This window comes from Vreelandella maris (assembly GCF_013371085.1).
Classification (GTDB): Bacteria; Pseudomonadota; Gammaproteobacteria; order Pseudomonadales; family Halomonadaceae; genus Vreelandella; species Vreelandella maris.
Window position 1 is genome coordinate 97,160 of the sequence record NZ_JABWCV010000015.1, and the last position, 17,162, is coordinate 114,321.

Sequence of the window (17,162 nt, forward strand, 5' to 3'; positions counted from 1 at the left end):
TCATGTTCATCTCCCCTACCCCTTGACGATAACGTTCTGGGCGGCAAGTTCGCCGCGAAAATCCTTGAGCAGCCCCAGCACCGGGTTAGGCGCCGCCTGGCCCAGCCCACAGATGGAGGCATCGATCATCACCTGGGAGAGCTGCGTCATCAGCCCGGCATCCCATTCATTGCGCTCGAGCAGGGTGAGCATTTTTTCCGTGCCCACCCGGCACGGGGTGCACTGGCCACAGGATTCATCGGCAAAGAACGCCAGCAGATTGGTCGCGACCCCGCGCAGATCGTCCTGATCGGAGAGCACGATCACCGCGGCCGAACCGATAAAACAGCCGTGCGCCTGAAGCGTATCGAAGTCAAGGGGGATATCGGCCTTGGCTGCGGGCAAAATACCGCCCGAGGCGCCGCCGGGCAGGTAGGCGGCCAAACGGTGGCCGTCAGCCATACCGCCGCCATACTCGTCAATCAGTTCATTGAGGGTGATGCCCGCTGGCGCTAAATACACACCAGGACGCTTGACCCGGCCCGACACCGAGTAGCTGCGCAGCCCCACGCGACCGTTGCGTCCTTGGCTAGAAAAGGCCTCCGCGCCGCGCTGCCAAATAATGGGAATCCAATAGACGGTCTCGACATTATTGACCAGCGTTGGGCGGTCAAAGAGCCCCTTCTGAGCCACAAATGGCGGGCGGTGACGGGGCTTGCCCGGTTTGCCTTCCAGAGACTCGATCATCGCCGACTCTTCGCCGCAGATGTAAGCACCCGCGCCACGGCGCAGCACGATGTAACCCGGCGCCACCAGGCCCGCAGCCTCAAGCTCACCAATCGCCTCGCGCACCACGCCATGCAAGGCCGGGTACTCATCGCGCAGATAAATATACAGTGCCTCGGCGTCTACCGCCCAGGCACTGACCAAGGCGCCTTCAAGAAACTGGTGCGGCGAGCGCTCCAGGTAATAGCGATCCTTAAAGGTACCAGGCTCGCCCTCGTCGGCGTTGATGGCGCAGTAACGGGGACCCGCCTCCTGGCGAACGAAAGACCACTTCTTGAAGGTAGGAAAACCCGCACCGCCCAGGCCGCGCAGATTGGCCTGCTGCATGGCTTCCATCAGCGCTTCCACCGTGACCTCTCCCTCGCGGCAGGCTTGCAGTAGCGCAAAACCGCCCTCGCGGCGATAGTTGTCCAATCGCTGCCAGTCGACGGGATCCGGGTGAAAGTGACCCTTTTCGATCACAGACGCGATCCGCGCCTGGGTGGCGAACAACACATGATGATGCCCCACCTCGGCTACCGGTGCCGTATCGCAGCGCCCCATGCAGGGCGCCCGCAGCACCCGTACCTGTTCGGTATCCATGTTCGCGTCCAGCTGTGCTTTAAGCGCCTCGGCACCGGCTAGTTGGCAGGTCAGGGAATCGCAAACGCGGATGGTCACCGCGGGCGGCGGCAGCTGGTCGTCGTGGATGACGTTAAAGTGCGCATAGAAAGTGGCGGTCTCGTAGACCGCTGCCATGGGCAGGTTCATGTAAGCCGCCAAGGCACGCAGTTCCGCCAGCGGCAGATGACCCCGGGTGTCTTGAATGACATGCAGGTGTTCAATCAGTAGGTCGCGGCGGCGCAGCGTGGCGTCCTGGCGTTCGTCGCCCAGCAGCTCACGTAACCCCTCAAGTAGACGAGGATCAAGTTCACGGCCACGGGGCTTACCGCGGAAGCGGCGCTTGGGGGTCACGGTCTGGACGGTCATTGAATACCTATTATTATCTTGATCGGCTTTATGCCGAATGAACGAAGACGGCACCCCGCGGGGCGCCGTCTAGGGTCACACTAACCTGCCCTCAGGCAGGGGCCAGGGCTTGTTACTCAGGCCTTGCTGCTCAGTGCTTATACCCAGTACTTATTACCCGATCCTTATTAAATAAGTTATTAAGCCACACTGCCATGGGGGTCAATGACAAATTTCTTGGCAGCACCGCCATCGAAGTCAGCATAGCCTTGGGGCGCTTGGTCCAGGGTGATCATCTGAACATTCACCGCATCGGCAATATTAACCTTACCGAACAGGATCGCCTGCATCAGCGGCCGATGGTACTTCATCACCGGGCACTGGCCGGTGTGGAAGCTATGGGATTTAGCCCAGCCAAGACCAAAGCGCATGCTCAGGGCGCCCTGTTTGGCGGCGTCGTCAGCTGCGCCAGGATCTTCGGTCACATAGAGGCCCGGGATGCCGATCTGGCCACCCGCACGGGTCAGCGTCATCGCAGAATTGAGCACGGTGGCAGGCGCTTCCTTACCGTGGTTACAGCCACAGGCGTGAGCCTCGAAGCCGACGCAGTCGACAAAGGCATCAACCTCACGCTCGCCGAGAATCACCTCGATCTTATCCGCCATGTCACCGTCCTGGGTCAAGTCGATAGTCTCGCAACCAAAGCTGCGAGCCTGAGCCAGTCGCTCTTCGATCATATCGCCGACGATCACGCAGGCCGCACCCAGCAGCTGAGCAGAGACCGCCGCCGCCAGCCCGACGGGCCCGGCACCAGCAATATAGACAGTGCTACCGGGGCCCACACCGGCGGTCACGCAACCGTGGAAGCCAGTGGGGAAAATGTCAGAGAGCAACGTCAGATCCTTGATCTTCTCCATGGCCTGATCGGCATCCGGGAATTTCAGCAGGTTAAAGTCGGCATAAGGAACCATCACGTATTCGGTCTGGCCGCCGACCCAGCCGCCCATATCCACATAGCCGTAGGCGGCGCCAGGACGGGCTGGATTAACGTTGAGGCAGATACCGGTGCGGCCTTCCTTACAGTTGCGGCAACGGCCACAGGCAATATTGAACGGCACCGAGACTAGATCGCCCGGACGGATGTACTCAACGTCGCGGCCGCACTCGACAACCATGCCGGTGATCTCGTGGCCGAGTACCAGGCCCGACGGGGCGGTGGTACGGCCACGCACCATGTGCTGGTCGCTGCCACAAATATTGGTGGTCACGACCTTGAGAATCACGCCGTGCTCACATTTGCGATTGCCGAGGGCGAGCTCAGGATAAGCGATGGACTCAACGGCGACTTCACCCGGCCCCTTATAGATCACTCCGCGGTTGGCTGCATTCATGGCTGGCTCCTGTGATTATTGTTGTGTTTGTCATGGTTGATGGCGCTTTCCCACCCTAGCCCCTCCGCGTCTTAGGACTTACCCCAAAAAGGCACTCACATATCTATTCAAGACATCCTAGTCAAGATGAATAGCTGGAGGTCGCTTTCACGATACTGCTGCTTTGAAACAGGCTCAACACTTCCTAGCGTCGGCGATATCACGCAATGCCGACGCCTAACAAGAGCCAACCAAGGAACCCCAATGAAGAACAATGACGACCCAGTTCTGTCGCCTGGACAGGACAATACCCAGATAATGGGGTTGGATTTTCATAACCCCGTCTTTCCACTCTCCGCTCTCGCTATTTTGCTGTTTATTCTTTACGCATTGGTCTACCCGGATGCGGCTAATACGCACCTGGGGCTTGCCAAAAACTGGTCGATTGAACACTTCGACTGGTTGTTCATGATTGCAGGCAATGTGTTTGTGGTGTTCTGCCTCGTACTGATCTGCTTGCCGCTAGGGCGGATTCGTCTGGGTGGCAAGGATGCAAAACCGGAATACACGCGCACCTCCTGGTTCGCCATGCTGTTTGCGGCAGGTATGGGAATCGGTTTGATGTTCTGGAGCGTGGCCGAGCCGGTGGCCTACTACACCGATTGGTACGGAACGCCTTTGAATGTTCCAGCGAGCACGCCGGAAGGCGCCAGCGCCGCCATGGGTGCGACCATGTTTCATTGGGGCCTCCACCCCTGGGCCATTTATGGGGTGGTAGCCCTCTCACTGGCCTTCTTCTCTTATAACAAGGGCTTGCCGCTTACACTTCGCTCCGCCTTCTACCCAATTCTGGGCGAACGAACCCGTGGCTGGGCAGGCCATATCATCGATATCCTTGCCGTGCTGGCTACTATCTTTGGTTTGGCTACCTCGCTTGGTTTTGGCGCTACCCAAGCAGCTAGCGGCCTCGCCTATCTGTTCGACATTCCCAACACCATCGGCACCCAGCTGGCAATTATCATTGTGGTTACGGTGCTCGCTCTGATCTCGGTATGGCGGGGGATCGACGGCGGCGTCAAGCTGTTCTCTAACATCAACATGATTATCGCGGCGGTGCTGCTAGTATTTGTGGTTGTAGCAGGGCCTACCCTAATGATCCTGACCGGCATTGGCACCACGGCGTTGGACTACGTGGGCCACCTTCTGCCGCTGTCAAACTGGGTTGGTCGCGATGACGACACCTGGTATCACGGCTGGACCATCTTCTACTGGGCGTGGTGGATCTCCTGGTCCCCGTTTGTCGGCATGTTCATCGCCCGCGTATCCCGGGGCCGTACAGTGCGTGAGTTTCTGATCGCGGTGCTGTTGGTGCCCACTCTGGTCACGCTGGTATGGATGAGTGCCTTTGGTGGTACGGCGCTTTACCAGGCTGCTAACGGCGTGGGCGAACTGGCCAACGGCATTGGCGATGTTTCACTTGCTATGTTCCACATGCTGGAACAGCTCCCCCTGACCAGCATCACCTCGACGCTGGCTATTATTCTAGTGCTGGTGTTCTTCATTACCTCCTCGGACTCCGGCTCGCTGGTCATCGACAGTATCACCGCCGGCGGCAAAACCGATGCCCCCAAGAGTCAGCGGGTTTTCTGGGCCACACTGGAAGGCGTGATTGCCGGTGTGTTGCTCTACGGCGGGGGAAGCACCGCCCTCAGCGCGTTACAGGCGGGCGCGGTGGCCACAGGGCTCCCCTTTACCGTGGTGCTTCTGGTGATGTGTTTCAGCCTTTACAAAGGGCTTCACAAAGAGTGGGGGGAACTCAACGCGGTACCAAAAACCGCTAGTTAATACCCTTTCAACCGCCCGTCTACACGGCGGGCGGTTGTCTTCTTGGTTATTCAGGCCTTGCTGGCCAATCGACAATAAAAAAGACGTGGACCACCGTTCAAGCCCGCCACAAAAGGCGGGCTTGAACGGTGGTTAAAAGCCTGAAGAGCAAAAAGCTTTAACGCAGCACATCCTCTTCCTTGAGCAGCTTGTAAATCGCCTCGGCACCTTGCTCGGGGGTCACATCGGTGAGCACTTGCCCGCCCTTGCCCTCAGACTTGGAGGCCGCCGCCTTGAAGCGATCCCTGGCCGACGCGGCTTTGACGATTTTTAGACGCTTTGGCCGTTTACGAGCGGGTGCCAAGTGCCACTGCGCCAGCTCGCTGTCGGCTTCAGGGCTAGTGGGCGTAATCTCAAAGGTGGCTCGACGCGCCGGACCGAAGGCGCTTTGACGCGCCGCTGGCGCCGCTTCATCCACACTAATAATGGCGGGCAGGCGCACTTTGAGGCGACGACGCTGGCCCCGTGGCAACGCCTGAAGCAGCGTTACCACGCCATTTTCCACCTTTTCTACCGACGCTAAACTATTAACCAATGGCCAGCCGAGATGTTCTGCCAACGCATAGGGCAAAAGCCCAGAGCCTTCACCGCGCTCTGCGCGGGCGCCGGTGATCACTAGCTGAGGAGAGGTTGCGGCCAGGTGTTTCGCCAGGGCCGGAATGGCATCGCTGCCCTCAGGCTGCTCGAGCAGGGTCATGGACTCGAGCCCCATGCCGACTCCCGTGGCCATACCTAAGTAGCCGCGCAGAGCTGCTTCGCTGCTATCGTCCTGGGAACCCGCGTGGAGCATGCTGATCCGGGTGCCCGGCAGCTCGGCTTCCATGGCCAGCGCAAGCTCCAGACCCCGGGCATCCTGCTCTGCGCGCCTCGCACGGCCGGTGGTAGGGTGACGGCCGATGGAGACCAGCACCGCCACGTCGATTCCCTGTTGTTGTTGCTTCTGGTGTAGATCAGGCTGCATCGCGCTGCCCTCCCCGCTGCTGTTCCACCATGGTCACTAACGCGGCCAGGATTTGCGTGCTGTCGCCAATCACCGCCAGATCAGCGCGCTTGATGATGTCACACCCCGGATCGAGATTGATTGCCACTACCTTGTCGCAGCGCTGAATGCCCTGGAGGTGCTGGATAGCGCCTGAAATACCCACCGCCATATATACCCGCGCGGTTACCCAGGTGCCAGTCGCGCCCACCTGACGATCGCGGGCCATAAAGCCGTCATCCACTGCGACACGCGAGGCCCCTTCGGTAGCGCCGAGGACTTTCGCGGCGTGATGGAAGGCGCCCCATTCCTTGACGCCGTTGCCGCCGGAGAGGATGAATTCGGCCTCAGCCAGCGCCACGCCAGCGGGGTCCACCGCCACCTGCCCCAGATCTTCAATGCGCGATAGAGTGGTGGGAATTGACGCTGCCAGGGTCAGTTGCTCGGCCGCATGCCGGGTCTCATCCACCGGTTCGGCGCACTCGGCCAGCGCCAGTGCAACCCGCGGCAGAGGGCGCTGGATATCCAGACTCCCAGCGCCGCCACGGGCCGTGCAGCGCCAACCCAAAGAGGCCTCATTATCTGCCTCCACCTGCCACACCCCCGTGGCAGCGCGTTCACCCAGGCGTAAAGCAAGCCGCCGCCCCAGATCGGCTCCGCCCAGGGGGGAGTCCGGCAATAGCCAGAAGCGCGGCATCATCTCCCGTTCAACGGCGCTTAAAGCCGCCAGACGCGCTTCAGGCGCAAACCCCGCGTAAAACTCATCATTAAGATGCACGACGCGATCAATCCCGGCGTCCCCCAGCGCCTGCTCCTTAAGCTCGCCGTCCCCCTCGCCCTTATGCTCACCAAACAGAATCGCCACCACGGCGCCGGGCTGGTCGGCGTCGGCATCCGCCACACGCCGGGCCAGCCCCAGCAGATCCTTATCATGAGCGGAGAGGCGCCCGCCGGTTAGGTCGGGCACCACGGCCACCAGGAAGGCGGGTTGATCAATCGTCACCGTTCGACGGCTATCTTGCGCAACAGGCGTTGTCGCAGCCGACTGCCCGCCTTGCTGGAAGCCGCTACGGTCAATCCGTTTGACGTCATTGGGGCCGATAAAACCGATGGCATGGGGGTTCTTGCGCACCACGCCGTGGGGGCCCAGCCATTCACTGACTGCTGCGCCGCCCCTGTTTACACCAAGGGCGGCAAGCACACTGGCGTGATCTGGATGCAGGCGGTTACGGGCAATCCACTCACGACGTGGATCGCGGCGAATAATCTCACTCATACGATCACCTCTTCAGCCATCGTCGTTGCAGTAGGCCGTCGGGACGTATCGGCGGCGGGAGACTCGACCAGGGCATCGGCCACCAGCTCCGCGATATCGCGTACTTCAGCGCTGGCATCCACCACGCCTTCCAGCATGGCGGTGCACTGCGGGCAGCCCACTGCAACCACCTCGGCACCACTCTCTTTGACGTCGTTCATGCGCATATCGGGAATCCGCCGCTCACCGGGAATATCGGTAATCGGTGCCCCGCCACCGCCGCCGCAGCAACGCGAGCGGAAACCAGAGCGTTCCATCTCCTTGACCTCGATGCCCAGTGCCTTAAGCACGTTGCGAGGTGCCTCGTACTCACCGTTATAGCGCCCCAGGTAACACGGGTCGTGATAGGTAACACGACCGCCTTTCCAAGGGGTAAAGGTCAACCGACCGGCATCAAACAGCTCGGCGATAAAGGTGCTGTGGTGGCGTACATCATAAACACCACCCAGTTCGCCATACTCATTGCCCAGCACATGAAAGCTGTGGGGGTCGCAGGTAACAATCTGCAGGAAGCGATACTTGGCCAGAGTGGCAATATTGCGCTTCGCCAGGGATTGAAACGTCGCCTCATCGCCTAGTCGCCGGGCCACGTCGCCGCTATCGCGTTCCTCAGTACCCAACACCGCGAAGTCTACCTCGGCGGCGCGCAATACTTTGACCAGGGCGCGCAGGGTTCGCTGGTTGCGCATATCAAAGGCGCCATCACCCAGCCATAGCAGCACGTCGACCTGTTTGAGAACGGCCATGAGCGGCAGGTTAAGATCCGCCGCCCAGTTGAGCCGCGAGCTAGGATCGAAACCGCCGGGATTGTCGGTGGCGATCAGGTTATCGAGCACCTCGGCGCCTTTATTGGGCGTTTTACCGCGCTCAAGCGTCAGGTGGCGGCGCATATCGACAATCGCATCCACGTGCTCAATCATCATCGGGCACTCTTCGACACAGGCGCGGCAGGTCGTACACGACCATAGGGTATCGGCGTCGACCAGGGCCTTCCCCTCTTTCATCACAACAGGCGCCACAATCGGCGCATGGGGAGCGCCTGCGTGTTCACCTACCGGCTTACCAGGGTAGGGGGAGCCAGCATAGGCAGCATCGCTGCCTCCTGCCATGCCCACCACCATGTCCTGAATCAGCTTCTTAGGGTTGAGCGGCTGACCGGCGGCAAAGGCCGGACACACCGCCTCGCAGCGGCCGCACTGTACGCAGGCATCGAAGCCCAGCAGTTGGTTCCAGGTAAAGTCGGCGGGCTTTTCCACGCCCAGAGGCGCCGCTTCATCCTCCAGGTTTAACGCCTTGAGACCTGTTGAGCGGCCGACGCCCCCTTTTTTCGTGGAGAAGCGCTCGGCGCGTCGGTGGAAGGCCAGATGCAGGGCGCCGGCGAAGGCATGCTTCATGGGGCCGCCCCAAGTCATGCCGAAAAACATTTCACCCAGCCCCCAGGCTACGACGCCCGCTAATACCAGCGCCAGCAACCAACTACCGCCACCTTCAAGTAAACCTTCGGGCAGCAAACCTACTGTGGGCAGCGTGATCAGGAAGACGCCTATCGAAAACGCCATCAAACTCTTGGGCAGGCGCATCCAGGGCCCCTTGGAGAGCCGCTTTGGTGGGTTAATGCGTCGGCGAGCGACAAACAGGCTACCGACGAACATCGAAGCGCTGGCCAGTAGCAGCAATCCGCCTAGCAATGGGTTGGCGATACCCAGGCCGTGTACCAGAATCATCAGCACGGCGGCAGCTACGAAGCCACCGGCGGTAGCCACGTGGGTGTTGGAGATCATTTTGTCACGCCCTATCACATGGTGAAGATCCACCAGGTAACGGCGCGGCAGAGCCGCCAGCCCCTTGAAAAGATTGACCGGCGAGGGGCGACCCTGACGCCACAGGCGGATACGGCGCACGGCGCCGATCGCCGCCAGGGCCAGGGCGGTGAAGATTAATATCGGCAAGAGCGTTTCGAGCATGGTGCCTCCCTCCTTAGCCGTCAAAAGTCTTTGCAGATTCGCAGGGCGTCGTAGATGGCCGCATGGGTGTTACGCGGTGCCGTGCAGTCGCCCAGGCGGAACAGCAGGAAGCCCTCCCCCTCTTCGCCGCTCTCATCAACCAGGCAGGGTTGCGGCTGAATAGCGTAAAGCGCTTCCAGATCCACCTGCCCTTTGTTGCGGGACTGCTCTTTGAGGGCGTAGTAGAGCGCCTCATCGGGGCGCACGCCGTTCTCAACGACCACCTGATCGACCACACGCTCTTCCAGGGCACCGGTGTACTCATTTTCAAGCACCGCCACCAAGCCGTCGCCCTCGCGGTAAACCTTATGCAGCATCAGATCGGAGGTCATGATCACCTCTTTCTCGTAGAGGCTGCGGTAATAGGTGGGGAAGGTGGTGCCACCCACCGCCGCACCGGGTTTGATATCGTCGGTGACGATTTCCACCTTGGCGCCTTTGTCGGCGAGAAAATCTGCTGCAGAGACGCCGGAGAACTCACAGATGGCGTCATAAATCAGCACGTTTTTACCTGGCGCCACTTTGCCTGAGAGAATATCCCAAGTGCTGACTACCAAGCTCTCTTCGGCATTCTCCGAATAGCCCCACTCTGGGTGCTGGCTAAGGAAGGGCTGGCCGCCGGTGGCTAGCACGACGATATCCGGACGCAGGTCGAGCAGCGTCGCCTCATCGGCGCGGGTGCCCAGTCGCAGGTCGACTTTAAGACGCGCCAGCTCCAGCTGGAACCAGCGAGTGATACCGGCGATCTGGTCACGCTGAGGTGCCTGGGCGGCAATCGTGATCTGCCCGCCCAAGGCGTCAGCGGCCTCAAACAGAGTGACATCGTGACCGCGTTCAGCGGCGACGCGCGCCGCCTCCATGCCGCCGGGGCCACCGCCCACCACGACGATTTTGCGCTTGGCGCCCTCGGTTTTCTCAATGATGTGGGGCAGACCCATGTACTCCCGGGACGTGGCGGCGTTTTGGATACACAGCACATCAAGGCCCTGGTACTGGCGGTCGATGCAGTAGTTAGCGCCCACGCACTGCTTGATCTGATCGATCTGGCCCATCTTGATCTTGGCGATCAGGTGAGGGTCGGCAATATGTGCCCGGGTCATGCCCACCAGGTCTACGTAGCCGCCTTTGAGGATACGCTGGGCCTGATTGGGGTCTTTAATGTTCTGGGCGTGGATCACCGGGACGTTCACCACTTCCTTGATCCCCGCCGCCAGGTGTAAAAAAGGCTCCGGCGGGTAGGACATATTAGGGATGACGTTGGCTAGGGTATTGTGAGTATCGCAGCCAGAGCCGATGACGCCGAAGAAGTCCACTATGCCGGTAGCATCGTAGTAAGCGGCGATCTGTTTCATGTCGTCGTGGGAGAGACCGTCCGGATGGAACTCGTCGCCGCAGATACGCATGCCGACGCAGAAGTCATCCCCCACTTCGGCACGCACCGCCTTAAGCACTTCCATGCCGAAGCGCATACGGTTCTCGAAGCTGCCGCCCCACTCGTCCTCGCGTTTATTAACCCGCGGGCTCCAGAACTGATCGATCAGATGCTGGTGTACCGCGGAAAGCTCAACGCCGTCGAGCCCGCCTTCCTTTGCCCGGCGCGCGGCCTGCGCAAAGTCGCCGACGATCCGCCAGATATCCTCTTCCTCGATGGTCTTGCAGGTAGAACGGTGCACCGGCTCGCGGATACCAGAGGGCGATAGCAGCGTCGACCAGTCAAAACCGTCCCAACGGGAACGACGCCCCATGTGGGTAATCTGGATCATGATCTTGCCGCCATGCTTGTGCACGGCATCGGCTAGGTTCTGAAAGTGAGGAATGATGCGGTCGGTGGAAAGATTCACCGAACTCCACCAGCCCTGGGGGCTATCGATGGATACCACTGATGAGCCACCGCAGATACAAAGACCGCAGCCGCCCTTGGCCTTCTCTTCGTAGTACCTGACGTAGCGTTCCGTCGTCATGCCGCCGTCGGTGGCATGCACCTCGGCGTGCGCGGTACTCACTACGCGGTTGCGGATAGTCAGCTTGCCGATCTCGATCGGCTCGAAGATTGCGTCAAATGCCATGATGTTCTCTCCTCGTAGCCGGGTTAGCGGGCGGCATCAGTCAGCGGCTTAACGACGAAGATGCCAACGTCGCAGCCAGGCTCGGCAGCGCTTTGGGTCTGCTCGGCGACGGTACGCAGGTCGCTGCCGCGCGCGGCGAGGATCTGGTCCATGGCGCCTGCGAACCAGCCGGTGAACATGTACTCCACCTTACGTCCCACCTTGCCTATCTGATAAACGAAGGCGCTGTGTTCGAGGCGCACCTGAGCGGTACCTGACTCAAGGTCAATCTGTTCAGTAATGAAAAGCCCCCAACCGCGCTGAGAGAGGCGCAGCATATAGTGCTCAAAGACGGCCTCCCCGCTAATGCCGTGTAGTTCGGCCTCTTTTTCGCACCAGTGCCAGGCGCTTTTGTAGCCTGCGTGATAGAGGATCTCAGCGTACTTCTCGGCACCCAGCGCCTCTTCGACGGCCACATGGTTGTTGATAAAGAAGTGTCGTGGCACATACAGCATGGGTAGGGCGTCGCTCGTCCAGACACCGGTTTCGCTATCCACTTCGATGGGCAGTGCGGGGGCCAGTTTGGTCACGGTTGTATTCCTCGGATCGTTGTTATGTCAGGTTATCGACGGGGCTCCCGGCGCCCCTCACTTCGGAGACAGCCGCCTGCGCTTAGTCAGGCGCCCCATACATCCTTAAGCACACGCACCCAGTTCTCGCCCATGATCTTGCGCACCTGGGTCTCACTTAAGCCGCGCTTGAGGAGTGCCTCGGTGAGATTGGGGAACTCCCCAATGGTGCGAATTCCTTTAGGATTGATGATCTTGCCAAAGTCAGTGAGGCGGCGAGCGTAGCCCTTGTCATGGGTCAACCACTCAAAGAAGGCTTGATCGTGCCCTTGGGTGAAATCAGTACCAATCCCGATGGCGTCTTCACCCACGATGTTCATGACGTACTCGATAGCTTCACAGTAGTCTTCGATGGTTGAGTCAATGCCCTTTTTGAGGAACGGGGCGAACATAGTGACGCCAACAAAGCCGCCGTGGTCGGCAATGAACTTGAGCTCTTGATCGGACTTATTGCGCGGATGCTCTTTGAGGCCGGAGGGCAAACAGTGGGAGTAGCAGACCGGCTTTTTGGACTCGAGGATGACTTCCTCAGAGGTTTTGGCGCCGACATGAGAGAGGTCGCACATCATGCCAACACGGTTCATCTCAGCCACGATTTCGCGGCCAAAACCGGAGAGGCCGCCGTCGCGCTCGTAGCAGCCGGTACCCACCAGATTCTGGGTGTTGTAGCACATCTGCACGATGCCCACGCCCAGCTGCTTGAATATCTCGACATAGCCGATCTGGTCTTCAAAGGCGTGGGCATTCTGGAAGCCGAAGATGATGCCGGTCTTGCCCTCTTCTTTCGCGCGAGTGATGTCAGCGGTGGTGCGAACAGGGCGCACCAGATCGCTACATTCAGCCATCAATTGATTGGAGGCGACAATGTTATCGACCGTGGCCTGAAACCCTTCCCACACCGAGACGGTGCAGTTGGCAGCGGTAAGGCCGCCGCGCCGCATGTCTTCAAGCAGCTCACGGTTCCATTTGGCGATGATCAGACCATCGATGACGATAGCGTCGTCGTGCAGTTCAGAGGGGGTCATGGCTAAGCTCCAACATTGGTTAATGCAGCGAGCATAGCGCTGACGTTAGCTTAGACGGCGCTTGGAAACGACGGCGGAAATTCCAAAAGCGTCATTGTGTCGTAAACACGACAGCTACCCGCGCCATAAAAAAAACGTGCTGCCCGTCACCGAGCAGCACGTTTCAAGCACGTTTCAAATTATTGATGACGCCGTGGGCATCAGCTTAATAGCCGCACGCTGGCAAAGGTGGGCTCGCCTTGGGCGTTTGCCAGAGCCTGACGAGCGCACGAGGACGGCTCGTTGGCAGTGGGCTCTTCTCCCCAGCGCTTTATAAGAGTCGGCGTTTTGCTGCTATTTCCCTGCCTGTCGTGGCTACCCAGGCGCTCGTTCCTCGGCGGTACACCAAAGTATTCGCGGTAGCACTTGGAAAAATGGGGCGTGGAAACGAAACCGCAAACAGACGCAATCTCGATGATCGACAGCGGCGTTTGCTTGAGCAATTGCCGCGCACGCACCAGCCGCAGCTTGAGATAGTAGCGAGACGGTGAGCAAAGCAGGTAGCGTTGGAATAATCGCTCTAACTGACGGCGCGACACATTCACATAGCTTGCCAGTTCATCGAGCTCGATGGGTTCTTCCAGGTTGGATTCCATCAAGGCAACGATTTCCAACAGCTTGGGCTGAGTAGTGCCCAGCACGTGCTTAAGAGGAACACGTTGCTGATCATGTTCGTTACGCACGCGCTCGTAGATAAACATTTCAGAAATGCCTGCCGAAAGCTCACGGCCATGGTCATGCGTAATCAAGTTGAGCATCATATCGAGCGGCGCGGTGCCGCCCGAAGCGGTGAATCGATCCCGGTCGATGGAGAAGAGATAGGTCGTCAAGATGACGTTCGGAAACGCTTCCTGCATGGAAGCCAAACACTCCCAATGGATACTGGCTTCATAGTGATCAAGCAACCCCGCCTGGCCCAATGCCCAACTGCCCGTACAGACCGAGCCTAACCGCCTGAGCTTACGCGATTGCGACTGAAGCCAGCGCACATGCTCACGGGTAACGCTGTGCTGCGGGCCTACTCCGCCGCAAACGACCACCCACTCCAATGACAGCGGCGCGTGCATGGAGGCATCAGGCGTCACCTGCACCCCATCGCTGGCACGCACCGGCAAACCATCTTGTGTCAGGGTGTACCAGCGATACAGTTCACTGCCAGCCAGTTGATTGGCCATCCGCAAGGGCTCTATTGCCGACGCCAGGGAAATCAGTGTGAAGTTATCTAACAGTAGAAAGCCAAGGGTCTGCGGTTCGCCGACACGTTTGGGGTTTACTGCCGGGTTTGTTGCTTGATTTGAAGTCATCGCTTTACCCTCCGTCACCTTTAGAGCATTATATTTTTTCTTGTTAGCGTAGGTGTCGCTGGCGTCTTTTAGTTGCCCTTTACTGCGTTAAACTTTCACACGTGCAGGGACGGCATTGCTCTTTAGTCGTATATTGGCACGAACAGGGCGGATAGCGACAAAACTATCGCGTAGATCTAAGTTTTTGTCGCAAATGAAACGCTAGAGGTCGTTCCCAAAACCAATGTTCAGTGACAATCTGTTTCAAGAAGGAAGCGCCGTTATCGTTGCGCTGACTTGGAGTAAGGATCAAGGTCATATCAGCAAAGCTACGGTCCAACCATCCTAGAATACTGCCGCCCAGTCCCTGAGGCCGCCTAGGTTGTGCCATAGTGTGCCCACTGACTGTACAATCACTATATTCCGCAGAAGGCGCTGCGCCAACGATTGCCGATGACAGCGATGAAAGAAGAGCAGGCTAAACGTTCATGTTATTTACTCACTAGGTAATTAATTACGCGACAACCGACAACTAATGAGAAAAGCTTAATGCCTATAACAAAAGTGGCGATATTTGTTGATATTCAAAATGTCTACTACACCTCACGCCAAGCCTACGGCAGGAACTTTGATTTCAATAAATTTTGGGCACAAGCAACCGCTAATAGAAAAGTGGTGCAAGCTTTTTGCTACGCCATCGACAGAGGTGACCAAAAGCAAAGGGAGTTCCAAACTATACTCAGAGCTATTGGTTTTAACGTAAAGTTGAAACCCTTTATCCAACGCTCAGATGGTTCTGCGAAGGGTGATTGGGATGTAGGCATTGCGCTTGATGCCATGGAATACGCTGAGCAGGCGGACGTTATTGTGCTCGTGTCCGGCGATGGAGACTTTGATCTTTTAGTCAATAAAATACGCGTTAAGTACGGTAAAAAAGTTGAAGTGTATGGTGTTCCTCAGCTCACCGCAGCATCTTTAATTAATGAAGCTAATAAGTTTATCGCAATAGATAAGTCGCTTTTGCTAGATTAACTACATATTAATACCTAACAACCTATTCAATAATGACCTAGCTACCGCTCTTTCATGCTGTTGTTGTATGAGCTTTCACTGATTTTACTTATGTGCGTTTGAAAAAATAATCAACTCCCAAGCAGAAAAAAAGCTCTACAGCTATTTAACAATAACTCTACAGTTTAATTGCCATTTGTAACAATATCGACTAGGTTAGTTACAACGGGTGCGCTAATAACTTTTCTAATACTGGCTGACTCAATCGTTCCTGAACACTTCTGAGTGTGGCTCAGATCACCTGGTGCGCTCCAACCTCAGCACAGTCAATTTGGGTCAACCAGCAAGGAGAACATCGAATGTCGATTACATCAGAAAAGCAATTACCCGAAGCAGTAGCGTCTTGGCGTGATCCGGAAATGGACTCGGTCAAAGGTACCGAAACTCCCAAAGACCCCAACAAAGGCTATATCGCCTTGCTTGGCTGGAGTGTCAACGCGATCAAGGCTGCGCAGAAATTTGATCGTCGATATATCGTTGTTGCTCCTGAATGGGCAGCGGATTTCTGTACCGCGAACAACATTCCTTTTCTTCCGTGGGACTTTATCCGGCTAAACGACCGGTCCATGGAAATCGCCGAAAAGCTAAAAGAGGAAGGCGTCGATATCGCCATCCCCCTGTTTGAAGAAACCGTTGAATGGTCCGGTGCGATCAACTCGGTTCTTCTCGACAGTCCTCGTATGTTCGGGCAGTCCATTCTGTTCCGTGACAAGGCGTTAATGAAGCGTCGTGCCCAACTTGGCGGTATTCGCGTCGGTATTTTCGAAGAGGCGCATGAGAAAGAAGACATCGTTCGCTTCATGAAGCGCGTCAACCAAACGCTGCTTAAACTTGATGGCGACCCGGATGACCCAATTCACGTCAAGGCATTCGACAAAGCCGGTTGCCTCGGTCACCGAATGATCCGCAAGATCGAAGAGATCGACAACATTCCGGACGAAGAATATCCCCTCCTAATGGAAAGCCATCTGGATGGCTGGGAGTTCGCCGTTGAGGCCTGGATACACGATGGCAAAATCCAGTTCCTGAATATTTCAGAATACGTGACGCTTGGCTATTCAGTATTCGTACCCGCGACGGCGGAACTCGAGAGCTGGCGCACTGCGATCACTAAACAGATCGAACTGCTGATTAAAACGTTCGATATTCAGTTTGGCTTGATTCACCCCGAGTACTTCGTCACAGCTGATGGTGAGATGTACTTTGGCGAGGTTGCCTACCGCCCACCCGGCTTCAAAGCTTTCGAGCTGATCGAAAAAGCTTACGGGTTCAACGCCTATCAAGCATCGATGCTCGTGTTTGATCCGAAAAGCACAAAAGAGGAAGTGGCAGCGTTCTTCCCCCGTGAAGTGGTCGATGCGAAAGGCTACGCTGGCTGCTTCGGTGTGTACCCACGCCGCCGGGTGGTCAGCAAGCTGGAAATGCCCAAAGAAACGATTGAGCATCCCTATTTCGAGTCCCACGAACTGGTCGCGCCAGCAGAAGAAACCGTTCCTGACCGCTCAGCCTTCGGGACACACTGGGGCCTGCTCTTCTTCTTTGGAGATGACCCCATCAAAATGCGCGATCTATTGAAAGCGCAGGAAGATCTGGATTTCTACGTCTAAAAAGCTTCAAAACAACTGGTTTCATTATGGGCGCCCTATCTGCAATCGATGCTGATAGGGCGCCCTCTTTTTACCCGCGCTAGGAGTCTGCGCGGCAGGAGCCACCTTCTGGCATAATACGTAAAAATTCTTCAGCACCGGAGAATCCGATGGGAACCACCTTCCGCCCCTATTCACCTGATCAGGAACTGCTTCTTCC

General features: G+C 57.6%; 12 protein-coding genes and 1 pseudogene. 4 read left to right on the top strand and 9 right to left on the bottom strand.

Going from position 1 to position 17,162, the window contains the following annotated elements:
- Positions 1–15: 15 nt before the first annotated feature.
- Together HUO07_RS14050 and fdhA are read right to left on the bottom strand one after the other, a co-directional pair.
- Positions 16–1,734 (bottom strand): NAD(P)H-dependent oxidoreductase subunit E, encoded by a 1,719-nt coding sequence (locus tag HUO07_RS14050; RefSeq protein WP_176304110.1) that lies wholly within the window; start codon positions 1,732–1,734, stop codon positions 16–18.
- Between the two features lie 179 nt (positions 1,735–1,913).
- Entirely contained in the window at positions 1,914–3,104 is a 1,191-nt protein-coding gene (fdhA, locus tag HUO07_RS14055) for a formaldehyde dehydrogenase, glutathione-independent (protein WP_176304111.1), read from the bottom strand.
- 243 nt (positions 3,105–3,347) lie between these two features.
- On the opposite strand from fdhA, the gene HUO07_RS14060 reads away from it, so the two are divergent.
- Entirely contained in the window at positions 3,348–4,928 is a 1,581-nt protein-coding gene (locus HUO07_RS14060; protein ID WP_176304112.1) for a BCCT family transporter, read from the top strand.
- A 157-nt stretch (positions 4,929–5,085) separates the two neighbouring features.
- On the opposite strand, the gene etfB is transcribed toward HUO07_RS14060, so the two are convergent.
- The 7 genes from etfB to gbdR all read right to left on the bottom strand — a co-directional run bounded on the left by etfB (position 5,086) and on the right by gbdR (position 14,306).
- Positions 5,086–5,928, bottom strand: coding sequence for an electron transfer flavoprotein subunit beta (gene etfB / locus HUO07_RS14065; protein ID WP_176304113.1), 843 nt, complete (start codon positions 5,926–5,928; stop codon positions 5,086–5,088).
- Positions 5,918–7,222: an electron transfer flavoprotein subunit alpha gene (gene etfA / locus HUO07_RS14070; RefSeq protein ID WP_176304114.1), complete on the bottom strand. Its 1,305-nt coding sequence runs from the start codon at positions 7,220–7,222 to the stop codon at positions 5,918–5,920. Before etfA ends, etfB begins: the two co-directional genes overlap by 11 nt.
- Positions 7,219–9,225, bottom strand: a complete 2,007-nt coding sequence (locus HUO07_RS14075) for a (Fe-S)-binding protein (RefSeq protein WP_176304115.1) — start codon at positions 9,223–9,225, stop codon at positions 7,219–7,221. Before HUO07_RS14075 ends, etfA begins: the two co-directional genes overlap by 4 nt.
- Positions 9,226–9,245: 20 nt before the next feature.
- Positions 9,246–11,330 carry a dimethylglycine demethylation protein DgcA gene (gene dgcA, locus HUO07_RS14080; RefSeq protein WP_176304116.1) on the bottom strand — a complete coding sequence of 695 codons (2,085 nt, stop codon included), beginning with the start codon at positions 11,328–11,330 and terminating at the stop codon, positions 9,246–9,248.
- A gap of 23 nt (positions 11,331–11,353) precedes the next feature.
- Positions 11,354–11,899 (bottom strand): DUF5943 domain-containing protein, encoded by a 546-nt coding sequence (locus tag HUO07_RS14085; RefSeq protein ID WP_176304117.1) that lies wholly within the window; start codon positions 11,897–11,899, stop codon positions 11,354–11,356.
- An 86-nt stretch (positions 11,900–11,985) separates the two neighbouring features.
- Positions 11,986–12,963 (bottom strand): dipeptidase, encoded by a 978-nt coding sequence (locus HUO07_RS14090; protein WP_176304118.1) that lies wholly within the window; start codon positions 12,961–12,963, stop codon positions 11,986–11,988.
- Between the two features lie 200 nt (positions 12,964–13,163).
- Entirely contained in the window at positions 13,164–14,306 is a 1,143-nt protein-coding gene (gbdR, locus tag HUO07_RS14095; RefSeq protein ID WP_176304119.1) for a choline metabolism transcriptional regulator GbdR, read from the bottom strand.
- Positions 14,307–14,690: 384 nt separating this feature from the next.
- On the opposite strand from gbdR, the pseudogene HUO07_RS22235 reads away from it, so the two are divergent.
- From HUO07_RS22235 to HUO07_RS14105, 3 genes and pseudogenes are all read left to right on the top strand, one after another.
- Positions 14,691–14,795: pseudogene (locus tag HUO07_RS22235) on the top strand (IS481 family transposase); the annotation flags it as partial.
- Positions 14,796–14,840: 45 nt separating this feature from the next.
- The gene (locus tag HUO07_RS14100) at positions 14,841–15,317 is read left to right on the top strand and encodes an NYN domain-containing protein (protein ID WP_176304126.1); all 477 of its coding nucleotides are present in this window, start codon (positions 14,841–14,843) and stop codon (positions 15,315–15,317) included.
- 338 nt (positions 15,318–15,655) lie between these two features.
- The gene (locus HUO07_RS14105; RefSeq protein ID WP_176304120.1) at positions 15,656–16,963 is read left to right on the top strand and encodes an ATP-grasp domain-containing protein; all 1,308 of its coding nucleotides are present in this window, start codon (positions 15,656–15,658) and stop codon (positions 16,961–16,963) included.
- Positions 16,964–17,162 lie beyond the last annotated feature (199 nt).